Genomic DNA, 12,426 nt, shown 5'->3' with positions numbered 1-12,426 from the left:
AACAACGACTTAAAAATGGATTAATAATCAATGATGACCTTTAGGAAACCAACGAAGGTCATGATAACACACTACAAAACTTTAGTTATATCCAATGTACATCTTGGTACGAAAGGCTCCAAGGCAAAAGAATTAGTTAAATTCTTGAAGCAATGCAGTTGCGACAGATTAATATTGAATGGAGATATTATTGATGGATGGCAACTCAAAAAATATGGCACTTGGAAAAGAAAACACACTCGTTTTTTCAACCGAATCCTAAAAATGATTGAGGAACATAAAACTGAGGTCATTTATCTTAGAGGAAATCATGATGATTTCCTAGATCAAGTTCTTCCTTTCAAAGTGGGTAATCTTACTATTAAAAGAGATTTAATGATCGAAAGCAATGGTAAGAAATTCTATGTTGTACATGGTGATGTTTTTGATTCCATTACCACTAATCTTAAATGGGTAGCCAAATTGGGAGATGTGGGTTATACTTTTTTATTGTGGGTTAATTCCAAATATAATCAATATAGAAGAAGCAAAGGATTACCTTATTATTCACTCAGTCAAGTAGTAAAATCAAAAGTTAAATCAGCAGTTTCTTATATTGATGATTTTGAAAAACAATTGATTGAAATAGCGAAGATAAAAGATTGCGATGGAATCATTTGTGGACATATTCATCAGCCGGCACTAAAAGAAATTGAAGGATTGATTTATATGAATTCAGGCGATTGGGTGGAGAGTATGAGTGCTTTGACAGAAGATAAGGATGGCAATTGGTCATTAGTTTATTATGCTGATACCTCAGCCTATAAATCGAATCATAAAAAGATGGGAGAAATCAATCTTAATCCTAAATCTACTGAGAAAACTGAAGAAATAAACCTACGAAAAAAGACTGCATAATAAATTTTCGCTGAAAAGGCTTTATATTCGAATATGGCTTTAATCAGTAAAAAGAAGAAGATATTTCCGGTCAGTAATAATTTGGTGAAGTACCTAAAGCATCATGGTCGGCAACTTGATATACCAATCAAATACAGTGATTTAACTAGGGCGAATAATGCAATTCCTCTTTATGATAGCGAGGATAATGATACGTTATGGGAAACCTTGTTTTTTCCTCAAGATGATATGAAGCATATCTACTACGGATTAAAAAATATCTATGCTATCCTAAAGGCAGATGGTGATTTGTCTGTAATGGAGCACCTTTATGTAGATAGGGTAGATGCTTGTACTTATGGGAACACATATCCTTTTCGAGTGCGGATAGTGAATCAAATTAATGATAATTTTGATTATTTCTACATAAAAAAAGCTGATGCCTCCCGAATCTATGGTTTAGAATTGGAACATTTATTGTCTCCAAACAGGATGAGTTATATCGTAAATGGAGATACATTAATTGAGGAGCATATTCCGGGAATTCCAGGAGATCAATTTATCAGAAATTATATGAATGATGATAAATTAAATAAAATCAGATTAGCCAAGGAATTTGTGAAATTTACAGAACGCTGTTTTGTACGATTGTTAGGAGATATGCATTCTAGTAATTTTGTAATTGATATCACACCTGATTTTGAAGAAATCCATTACCGAATTAAATCCATTGATTTTGATCAGCAATCCTATGAAGGCAGAAAAGCAGTGTATATGCCGCAATATTTTAAGCAGAACAATCCAATTATTGAATTAGGTTTGGAATTGATGACACCTGCCACTGTTAAGCAATATCAAAAAGAAGAACGCTCTTTGATTGTAAATAGAATGAAGGCATCTGACCATAGCTTAAAAGAATTGATGAAAGCTATGCGAAAAGATGTAATTTCAACCCCTGAAAATATCGCTAGCTTGAAAGCGGAATTAGCTGAATATTATAAGCATCCTAATTTTAATAATTGCAAAACGATGGGAGATGTTGTGGCTGAAAGTTTACAGTATTTAAAAGACCATAATTAACGAATTAAAACTATTTTTTGATTTAATGTTTCACTAACTATATCTAAGAATTTTTTAATCATAGGGTATTCCTCTGGCATGAAAATCACTTGGTCATAATCAATGGTATATTCTATTTTTAAGGTGTTTCCTATTTTTTTGTACTGATACATAAGCTTTCCTTTCCCATCTTGTAAGCCTATACTTTTATCAGCAGGGTATTCTAAAATTGTCCAGCCTTCTGGAATTTCATAAGAATAACTAGCTTTCCTGATGAGTGGTGTATATAGAGTGATTGGGTTTTGTCTTTTTTCATCTTTTAGAGGGTTATCTGAAAATTCATTAAAGACAACAGGGTTAATCTCCATATAATTTTTTGCAACGGAATCCACCGGTCTCACAAAAGTTAAGTGCTCTTTTAAATATTTATTTTCTTCAAATTCATCACTTACTTCATGTTTCTTAATATTCCAATCCATATTTTCAAATATGGTTTCAATCAGATAATCATTGTATGATCTATTGTTATTAAGAAAACGTGAGTCAAAAGAATAAACTGCATAGCCTTTTCTCTTTACCTCATAAGTTCCTTTGATGGTAGCAGTATCTGAGATCTCAAATTCAGCATTTACTATTTCATTATCCTCAAAATTAAAATCCAAAGGCACAAAACCTGGTGCTTTCTGAGAAATAACCAAACCACCATTGTTAATGAAATTTGGAGGAAGCATATTGAATAGTAAGTTTTTATCGGAAGCATCTAGGAAATAATTTTCTCCATTGTATCTCACCATGCATACATAAACATCAAATAATTCGAAATAGGGGTTTTCTGGATATGTAGGTCTATTTTCTATTGAACTTAAAGCAATCAAATAGGCGTCAAAACCTGATTGGTTAAGCATTTTTGTTAAAAGCATGTTGATTTGTTGAGGCGTACCCTTTCTGGCTTTATAGGCTTCTTCTAAGCTTTTTTCATTAAAGGATAAGTCTACAGAAAAGTTATTTCGAATGAAGAAATAAAAGCCTTTTATAACATCTATTTTAAATAATTCAGGATGATATATTCTGTCGATTTCATCTTGTAAATAACTACTTCGGCTGTAAACATTCTCGAAATAAGGAGAACCAGCCCAATTATAAGCTAATTCCTCATAATTCTGAGGGAGTATGAATTCTGTGGATTTACCTGGTAAGGTATATTCAGCTAATTTGAATTTTATTTTAGAGATAAAGTAATCATATCCTGGCACATCCTCTTCCTCTACGTAGGCAGGCACGCTATCTATTTCAAAATTTTCTATCAAAACATCAGTTTGCTTTTCTTTAATCATTTTTTTAACAGTTTTCCTGTCAAAATTATCCAAGCTTAAAGAACCTTCTAAATATTTATAAAATAATAAGTAATTGGGAACCTCAGTAGTGTAAGTTGACTTTATAACTGGGATATCATTTTGGAAATACCAGCTATTTAATTCTTGCCAATTAGCAATTTTTATTTGATAAGTATATTCTATTATGCTTCCTACTTTAGCTTTAGGAAGTGAAAAATAATTTTCCACTATACCATTATTAACTTCTTTTTTAATGGTTGATTTTTGCAAACTATCTATTTGAAGAGAATCATTTTCAGCTAAATTGTAAGTATGCCCTTTAATAAATAGTAAAGAGTCATTTTCGCTGTAGGGGATCATTACATTAGCCCAACTAAGCCCTTCCTCAGAAAGAATTTCAATTTTAGTAGTGTGAGTGAAGATCAGTTCAAAATTTTCATTATAAACACTATGTCCACTATCCAAAAGAATAATAGCTTCCGCTCCAATTCCAAATGCAGGATCCTTAGGCTGATTGCTTTCTTGAGCTAAGAGTTGAAGCGAAAATAAGAGGGATAAAAAAGCGCTTAGTAGTATCTTCTGCATTTTGATTCAATTTTATTGATATAATGATTTTTTATATTCGAATAAAGTAAGCAATTATTATTCCAATTGTAATTTAATCATTCTATGATACGTTGAATAATTTTTTCAGTTGGGTTGAGAAAATAACTGCTAAAAAATAGATTTCAATTGGCTTAAGCAATCAATTTCATGTGTAACACTTGATTTATGTTTCTCTTTTTTTGGATTGAAATAAACAGTGTCCATTCCGAAATTTCTTGCACCAAGAATATCAGTTTGAAGATTATCACCTATCATAATGCTCTCGTTTTTTCTAGCCTCCGCTTTATCAATCGCAAATTTAAATATTGAGGTCATAGGTTTTTTGTAACCGGCACTGTCTGAAGTTACTACAGTTGTAAAGTAAGAATGTAATCTGGATTTTTCTAATTTCAATTTCTGAACATCCTTAAATCCATTAGTTAAAATATGGAGTTGATAATTATCTTTTAAATAATCAAGTACTTCAAAAGTGTAGGGTATTAAGTGTGGTTTAGTAGGGCATAGCATCAAGTATTCTGTAGAAAGTTTTTCACTCAAATCGTTGTCATTTATTTCGAACTGATTCAAAATTCTCAAAAATCTCTGTTCTCTTATTCCATCTCGAGATATCTTATTTTTATTATAATCTCTCCAAAGAGCGCTATTAATTTCTTCAAAACAAAGATTGAATTGATCACATGTACTTATACCTAGAGTATCGAGTTGATATTTAAGGAATAATTCGCCTAAAGCTTCGTTTGAATTTTTCTCGTAATCCCAAAGCGTATGGTCTAAATCAAAGAAGATATGTTTATAAGTATTTATTTCACCCATTTTTTGCTGTGTAATTTATTTAAAGCAAGTGTTCTATTGGAATACATTACTTTAAAGGTTTCTAAATCTTTTTGTAATTGTTGGTCTTTTTCTACGAATTTAAATGTTTGGGCTAATAAATCTTTCACCTCTTCTTTTACATAGTAGAACACCCATTGATCAACTTTCTTGGAATTTAGCACTCCATTATTCTTTAAAAATGATAAATGTCTTGAGGTTTTAGCCTGAGTAAAATCTAAAATCATTTCCAAGTCTGAAATACACATTTCCTGATTTTGATGGACTAAAAACAGCATACGTAAACGAGAATCATCAGAAAGACATTTATAGAATTGTACACTGAAATTTAAAGTAAAGTTCTTGAGCCTCATAAGCTAATTAATTACTAAAGTAAAAGTACAAAACGCTGAATGAACTTTAACCGTCTAATTTAAATTATAATCTATAAATTAATTTTTGGCATCAATAACTAAAGAGTAACTCAATCGTTAATAATTTAGTTTTAAATCTATTATATTTGTGATATATGGTTCAAAGAAAACTTCCCATATTAATTATTTTGTTATTTGTGTCTTTTTTCTCCTACTCTCAAGTAGAGAAGAATGAACCGGAAAAAGTAATTCAATTTACTGGAGTAGTGTTGGACGCTGACAGTTCAGCAATACCTGGTGTTCATATATATACCCCTATTTTCGGAAGAGGTACCTCAACAAATCAATACGGTTTCTTTTCCATGCCTGCATTAGAAGGAGATAGCCTAGTTATCAGTGCTGTTGGTTTTAAAAAAGCTACCTATGTAGTGCCCAAAATAAAAAGTTCTACTTTAAAAGTGATTTTCCAATTAGAGCAGGATAGAGAAATGTTAGATGAGGTTCAAGTTTATAATATGCCTCCAACTGCCGAAGCATTTAAAAAAGCTGTTTTGGCCGTTCGTCTACCTCAAGAATTTAGTAATATGGATAAAAATTTAGATCCTGCAACTCTTCAGCAGATGTATAAATCTTTACCCGCTGATGGTTCAATGAACCATAGATGGTTTGTTCAAGAACAAGCTTTTTATAATCAAACCCAGAATTCAGTAAGAATTAATCCTTTACTAAACCCAATGTCATGGGTAGAAATTTACAGGGCAATAAAGCGCGGTGACTTTAGTAATAACAACGATTAACAAGTAGATTGTACCTTTCTGTAAAAATCCCAACGGTTTTTCTCAATAAAATTTAGTTTCTTGCTAGGATTGCATTTGATTAATATTGTCCATAAATGGCTTAATATTTTTTTTAATGGAGGCTTTCTGTTTATTTTAAGAATTGAAACACAATTATTTGAGAATATCAGCCATCATATTATTTTTATTTCTGTTCACAGGGAATTTTGTGTCAGCAAAAACTTTTCAAGATATTCTTGATGAAGGATCAGGTAAAGTAAAGGTTTATTATTATCCGATAGAGCCTTTTATTTATAAAGATGAGATAGGGAATTTATTGGGCATAGAAAAGGAAATGATGGATTCCTATCTTCGATTTATTGAAAAGAAGTACTCAGTAAAGTTATTCATTGAATGGGAGCAAGTTCCAACTTTCGATTCTGTATTCGAATATGTAAATAAATCTGATGTTCCAGCATTTGGAATATCAGTCATTTCAAAAACCGATGATCGAGCAAAGTTGGTTGGATTTTCATACTCATATATGCCTGATGTCAGTGTTTTTATTACCCACCTCTCGGTACCATACCTAAAGGATGGAGCAGCCTTGAAAACACATATTGATGGCTTTGAGGCTGCCACAATTTCCAGTACTACTTATAAAGATGATTTAGATAAGCTTAGTAATAAATTTGATTTAGAATTAAACTATGTAGATGTTCCAAATGATGAGGATATCATTCGTTTAGTAAGTCGGAATAAGGAAATGGTGGGCTTTGTTGGCTTGCCATTTTATGTGATTGAAATTGGAAAAGGTAATCCAGTAAAAAGACACAGTAAGTTCCAGGTAAAGAGAGATGGATATAGATTCATTTATCAATTAGGAAAAGGCTGGGATATGACAGTTAAGAACTATTTTGAGAGTTATCTATACCGTGCTGAGGCAGATAAAATTATCAGGAGATATCTTGGAAATGACTATTCAGAATTAATTTGGGGTCTTGCAGGAGATAATGTTTCAGATCGAGCAGATGAAATCGCTTTTTTGAATAAAGAAAAGGAAATCCAAAGCCAAAGCTTAATAGCTGCTGAACGTCAAAAAGATTTACAGTGGGTCATAATCATTTCTGTTAGTTTAGGTCTTGTTTTTGTAATCATTATTGGATTATTATTAGTTCGCTCAAATAGAATGAGACAAAGAGACAATGTGCTTTTAAAAGACAAAAGTGAACAATTACAGGAATTATTGAATGAATTAAACCAAAATAAAGACGAGATTACTCACCAACGGCATTTACTTCAAAGAAAAAATAAGGAACTTTCAGATATAAATAAGCAAAAAGATGAATTGATTGGCATTGTTGCCCACGATTTGAAAAGTCCGATTAATCAAATGAGTGGTTTAATTACAATTTTGGGCTTTAAGAGCGAAAAATGGGATAAAGAGGAATTAGAAGTTTTTGAAAAGCTTGAAAGTTCAAACCTTCATTTAAAAGAATTGGTAGAACGTATCTTAGATTTAGAATCAATTCAAAAGAAGAGCTTAAATTATAAGGTCAGTGCAACAGATATGGCTGCGATAATGAAAGAAACTGTAGCTGAATTTGAGGAAAAGGCAAAGTCTAAAAATATCTCGATTGATATTTCTCAAATTATTAGCGGAAAAATGGTAATGGTTGATCCTTTTTTCTTAAAACAAGTATTTGAAAATTTAGTTAGCAATGCCTTAAAATTTTCTCCTTTAGGAAGTCAAGTTTTTATAGGTACTGAAAGTCATCATGAATATCACCACGTGTATGTGGCTGATGAAGGGCCTGGGATTTCAGAAAAAGATAAAGTGAAATTATTTACCAAATATATGACCTTGTCTGCTCAGCCTACTGGAGACGAAACTTCAACAGGCTTAGGCTTGTCTATTGTTAAAAAGTATGTGGAGGAGATGAATGGTAGTGTTTGGTGTGAAAGTCAATTAGGAAAAGGTGCTAAATTTATAGTAGCATTTCCAAAAGTATAAATTTAAATAAGAATTAAATGAGAATATTAATAGCGATTATTTTAGTAGCATTTTTGGCAGTTTCTTGTTCAAATGAAAATGAAAACAAGGTTATTTATATGGTTCGTCATGCTGAAAAGGATATGGTTCCTAAAAATGATCCACCACTAACAACAGACGGAGTGATACGTTCAGTGGATTTAGCCAGCTGGTTTAAAAATATTGATATCGATACTGTTTTCACTACTGATTTTGTTCGGATGCGAGAAACAGCAAAGCCATTAGCAGAACAGCAAAATCTTGAACTTTCAATCTATGATGCTAAAGATTTCGAAGATTTTGCAAAGCAATTGAAGAAAATGGATGCAGACACTATTTTAGTGGTAGGTCATAGCAATACTATTCTTGAACAAATAGAAGCTTTGGATTTTGAACGTCCTCAGGAAGAAATTAAGGAAAAGGAATACGATAAAATCTTTGAGCTTAGATTCGAGAATAAAGAAGTAATTACTCACCAATACGGCTCAAAATTTAAAGAGTAATTTTAAACATTTACCCTTTAAATTGATTTCATTTTCATGCATTTAAAGCTTAAAACCAAAGTAAGTCAAGATTTTTTATCGGTTAAAGAAGGGTTTAATGAAAAACTGTTTTTATCATTGAACCCTCCATTTCCACCAGTTCAATTAAAAGAATTTGGTGGCTGCAAAAAAGGAGATAAAGTCCATTTAGAATTGAATTTTATTTTCTTTAAGCAAGACTGGATAAGTGAAATTACTTTTGACAATACTTCTGATTCAGTTTTTGAATTTGTGGATGAAGGAACCAAATTACCTTTCTTTTTAAAATATTGGAAGCATCATCATATAGTAGAGAAAACGAAAGAAAACCAATCTTTTATTATTGATGATATCACTTTCAAATCACCATTTATATTAATGGACATTTTGTTGTATCCTGTTTTATGGCTTCAATTTGTATATCGTAAGCCGATTTATAAAAAGCTTTTTAAAGCTGTTAAGGATTAAATTTTTATTAATCGCACTTTAACACTTGAATATCAGCTAATATCTATATTTTTGCTTTAAATAATATAAATATTATAATGGTCAGGTTCATTTTTGTTTTTCTTCTAATTTTAAGTTCTATCATAAATATTCATGCTAAGACTATTACATTTTTGCATGATGAAGATATTGAAGTGAAATTTCAAGATGCTGTACATCCTCAAATTTTAGATTACGCTCCCCAATTCATTTATCCCACCTCAACTATTTTTCAATTAGCAGAATCAAAGTTTCATTTTTACAGGCTTAGCTTTAGTGAAAAAGAATATTATTTATGGATGGAGGATTTGTCTACAGATATTGAAATTAATTTATCCTCTCCAGAGATCAATTCTTCTAATGTAAAGATGATTTCAAAAAGTGATTGGTATTCAGCTAAAGTGGATTTAAATAATTCAGCTCTAGAGGAGCTAAATGAAATTGATTTGTACTATGCTAATGCATTAGATAGTTTGAAAAGACTTGCTCAAACTGATGATCAATTTAGAGCAGAAAAGAACTATAATACTATTGTTTGGAATAGTCGAAGTGCCAAAAATTTGTATAATCTTGCTATTGAAAAATTCAGTTATCAATTTGATGAAAAATGGATTAATTTTATTCCTGCCTACACCCAATATTGGCAATTGATGTATAAATTATACTATCAAAATTATCATGTAAATTCGTTCAAAGGACTTAATAAAAAGGAAATAAAATCTACCATTGATACTGATTTTAATAATCCTGAATCAAATTTATTGGTATTTGAACATTTCTTCCGAGAAGGTTTAACTGTATCTGAATTAAAAGAGAATTATGAATTTTTAAAAAGTGATTTAGATTTAAAACAGCAGAATCTTGCTGAGGCTTTAATTCAAAGCCAGGCAGTAAAAGAGGTGTCTAGAATTCAAAAAATAGATTTCCTTTTTGGGATAGATATTGATGGATCAATGGAGAGTTATTTTGCTCGGGATTCTTCTGAAAAAAAGCATGTGTTAGTTTTTTGGTCTACTTGGGATTCTCGTATGACCACTGAATTTAATCTTTTAGCAGATTTAAAAAATAAATTTAAAGAGCAATATAATTTTATTCATATCTGCATAGATGCATACGAAATACCTGATAAAACGAAATCATTTATTTATCAAAATAGGGTAGGGGGTTTTCATTTATTGCCCGAACAGTCAAATGCTTTCAGGAAAAGTAACTTCAGAAAAGATCAAAAAATTAGAGACTTTCCTTTTTATGTGTTAACTGATAATAGTGGAAAAGTGATAGAAACAGAATCAGTTCCTTTAGAAATTAGCAATCGTTTAGAAAGTAAATTGAAACATTTTAGCACAAAAAAATAGCCCTGCAAAATGCAGGGCTATTAAGCTGATTAAAATAAATATTGTCAGTCTTCTTTTTTATCCTCTTGATCAGTAGAATCAGAGTTTGTAGAGTCAGTCGCTGTAGTTTCTTCTTTAGCTTTTTCTGATTCCGCTTTCTTTTTCTCTTCTTCTTTCTTTTCCTTATCTAATTTCTCTTGATTTTTTCCATTAGTATAAGCCTCATAAGTTGTTTGCTGAGCAAAAGGTCTTTTACCAATTAGTTTCTCCAAATCAGATTGGAATATAATCTCTTTCTCAAGCAATTGCTGTGCTAAGATTTCTAGCTTATCTCTTTTTTCAGTTAAGAGTTTCTTAGTGGTTTCATAAGCTTTGGCAATTAATTTACCTACCTCTTCATCTATCACTTTAGCAGTGTCTTCTGAATAAGGCTTAGTGAATTTATAATCACCACCATCTTTAGAGTCATAGTAAGAAACATTACCGATTTTCTCATTCATACCATATACACTTACCATGCTGTAAGCCATTTTAGTAATCCTTTCCAAATCGCTTAAGGCTCCTGTAGATATTTTACCAAATACAATTTCCTCAGCAGCACGTCCACCAAGAGCCATACACATCTCATCAAATAACTGTTCTGTTTGATGCAAGAATTGCTCTTTTGGTAAATACTGAGCATAACCTAAAGCGGCAATTCCTCTTGGAACAATACTTACTTTCACCAAAGGATCAGCATGTTCTAAGAACCATCCTGCAACTGCGTGCCCTGCTTCATGATAAGCTACTATTTTCTTCTCGTCAGGAGATATGATTTTATTTTTCTTCTCAAGACCACCAATTACTCTATCCACTGCATCTTGGAAATCGTGCATTTCCACAGCTTTTTTGTTTTTCCTTGCAGCAATAAGAGCTGCTTCATTACAAACATTTGCTATTTCTGCACCTGCAAAACCTGGAGTTTGAGCTGCTAATTTTTTAGCATCAACATCTTTGTCAACTTTCAAAGGGCCTAAGTGAACCTTGAAAATAGCTTCTCTACCAATAATGTCGGGTTTATCTATACTTACTTGTCTATCGAATCTACCTGGTCTCATTAAGGCTGAATCCAATACATCTGGTCTATTGGTAGCTGCAAGGATTATAACTCCTGAATCTGTTGAGAATCCATCCATCTCTACTAAAAGAGAGTTCAATGTGTTTTCTCTTTCGTCATTTGAGCCTGGCATTTTTCCGCCACCTCTGGAACGACCGATTGCATCAATCTCATCGATAAATACAATACAAGGAGCCTTTTCTTTAGCCTGTTTGAATAAATCTCTTACCCTAGCCGCACCAACACCAACAAACATTTCCACGAAATCAGAACCTGACAATGAAAAGAAAGGTACTTCAGCTTCACCAGCTACAGCTTTAGCCAATAATGTTTTTCCTGTACCTGGAGCCCCTACTAATAAAGCTCCTTTAGGGATTTTACCACCTAAAGTGGTGAATTTACCAGGGTTCTTCAAGAACTCAACTATCTCGGCCACTTCTTCTTTGGCTTCGTCTAATCCTGCAACATCTTTAAATGTGATTTTTACTTTATTCTCAGCATCAAATAAAGCCGCTTTGGATTTTCCAATGTTGAAGATTTGACCACCAGGGCCGCCTTGTCCTGACATTCTTCTCATCAAGAACCAAACACCAAATAATAAGAATATTAAGAAGCCATAGCTCCAAAACATTTCTGACCATTGTGTGCGCTCTTCAACTTCGTAACCAATTCTGTCCTCCTGTGGAACCTGACTTTCAAGTTCAGTGAAATTTTGGTCAAAGATGTCTAAGCTAGGAATTTCAAATTGATAATGAGGTCCTTGCTGATAATTCCAAGGATTGCTATTTTCTAATTCCTGAATATATTTAGAATTTTGAAGGGCGTCTTCTTTCAAATATACTTCAACCACCCCTTGATTCTTAAGCAATAATACTTTTTGAACATCATTGCTCATATACATTCTTTCAAATCTCTTTTCAGAAATTTTAATGGCATTACTGCTGCCACTGAATAATGAAATACCAAATACCACTGAAATCAAAATGATAATTACCCATATTTGATAATTTGGCTTTTGAGGTGGCTTTGGTATGATTTTTTTTCTTTTACCGTCTTTCGGTGCTTTTGGATTTTCTGCCATTACTTTTTAACTATTACAATGCTGCTTGCATAACGTTTGCC

11 protein-coding genes are annotated in these 12,426 nt (G+C 32.0%); 7 read left to right on the top strand and 4 right to left on the bottom strand.

Translation table 11 applies throughout. The features are described 5' to 3' along the window. Positions 1 to 60: 60 nt before the first annotated feature. Together QYS49_RS00655 and QYS49_RS00650 are read left to right on the top strand one after the other, a co-directional pair. Positions 61 to 897, top strand: coding sequence for a UDP-2,3-diacylglucosamine diphosphatase (locus tag QYS49_RS00655; RefSeq protein ID WP_308349695.1), 837 nt, complete (start codon positions 61 to 63; stop codon positions 895 to 897). A gap of 33 nt (positions 898 to 930) precedes the next feature. Beyond that, entirely contained in the window at positions 931 to 1,956 is a 1,026-nt protein-coding gene (locus tag QYS49_RS00650; protein WP_308349694.1) for a hypothetical protein, read from the top strand. Here QYS49_RS00650 and QYS49_RS00645 read toward each other — a convergent pair. The 3 genes from QYS49_RS00645 to QYS49_RS00635 form a co-directional block, all read right to left on the bottom strand. Beyond that, on the bottom strand, positions 1,953 to 3,854 hold the full coding sequence (locus QYS49_RS00645; protein ID WP_308349693.1) for a DUF3858 domain-containing protein: 1,902 nt from the start codon (positions 3,852 to 3,854) through the stop codon (positions 1,953 to 1,955). The genes QYS49_RS00650 and QYS49_RS00645 overlap by 4 nt on opposite strands. Before the next feature lie 129 nt (positions 3,855 to 3,983). Further along, the gene (locus QYS49_RS00640) at positions 3,984 to 4,688 is read right to left on the bottom strand and encodes a YjjG family noncanonical pyrimidine nucleotidase (RefSeq protein ID WP_308349692.1); all 705 of its coding nucleotides are present in this window, start codon (positions 4,686 to 4,688) and stop codon (positions 3,984 to 3,986) included. Continuing rightward, a complete protein-coding gene (locus QYS49_RS00635; protein WP_013453971.1) occupies positions 4,676 to 5,059 on the bottom strand; it encodes an ArsR/SmtB family transcription factor in 384 nt (127 codons plus the stop codon). Before QYS49_RS00635 ends, QYS49_RS00640 begins: the two co-directional genes overlap by 13 nt. A gap of 155 nt (positions 5,060 to 5,214) precedes the next feature. Between QYS49_RS00635 and QYS49_RS00630 the strand changes: the two genes are divergently transcribed. The 5 genes from QYS49_RS00630 (at position 5,215) to QYS49_RS00610 (ending at position 10,229) form a co-directional block, all read left to right on the top strand. After that, on the top strand, positions 5,215 to 5,856 hold the full coding sequence (locus QYS49_RS00630; RefSeq protein WP_308349691.1) for a carboxypeptidase-like regulatory domain-containing protein: 642 nt from the start codon (positions 5,215 to 5,217) through the stop codon (positions 5,854 to 5,856). A gap of 208 nt (positions 5,857 to 6,064) precedes the next feature. Next, a complete protein-coding gene (locus QYS49_RS00625) occupies positions 6,065 to 7,849 on the top strand; it encodes an ATP-binding protein (protein WP_308349690.1) in 1,785 nt (594 codons plus the stop codon). A 17-nt stretch (positions 7,850 to 7,866) separates the two neighbouring features. Further along, positions 7,867 to 8,370 carry a histidine phosphatase family protein gene (locus tag QYS49_RS00620; protein ID WP_308349689.1) on the top strand — a complete coding sequence of 168 codons (504 nt, stop codon included), beginning with the start codon at positions 7,867 to 7,869 and terminating at the stop codon, positions 8,368 to 8,370. Between the two features lie 36 nt (positions 8,371 to 8,406). Continuing rightward, complete coding sequence (locus QYS49_RS00615; protein ID WP_308349688.1) at positions 8,407 to 8,856, top strand: SRPBCC family protein; 450 nt, start codon at positions 8,407 to 8,409, stop codon at positions 8,854 to 8,856. Between the two features lie 77 nt (positions 8,857 to 8,933). Then, positions 8,934 to 10,229, top strand: coding sequence for a TlpA family protein disulfide reductase (locus QYS49_RS00610; RefSeq protein ID WP_308349687.1), 1,296 nt, complete (start codon positions 8,934 to 8,936; stop codon positions 10,227 to 10,229). A gap of 44 nt (positions 10,230 to 10,273) precedes the next feature. Here the strand turns inward: QYS49_RS00610 and ftsH are convergent, their stop codons facing one another. Further along, complete coding sequence (ftsH, locus tag QYS49_RS00605; protein WP_308349686.1) at positions 10,274 to 12,385, bottom strand: ATP-dependent zinc metalloprotease FtsH; 2,112 nt, start codon at positions 12,383 to 12,385, stop codon at positions 10,274 to 10,276. Positions 12,386 to 12,426: the final 41 nt, after the last annotated feature.

The sequence above is a fragment of the Marivirga salinae genome (assembly GCF_030503855.1).
Lineage (GTDB): Bacteria > Bacteroidota > Bacteroidia > Cytophagales > Cyclobacteriaceae > Marivirga > Marivirga salinarum.
The sequence above is the reverse complement of the archived record's forward strand: the minus strand, read 5'-3'. Positions and strand labels throughout refer to the sequence as shown.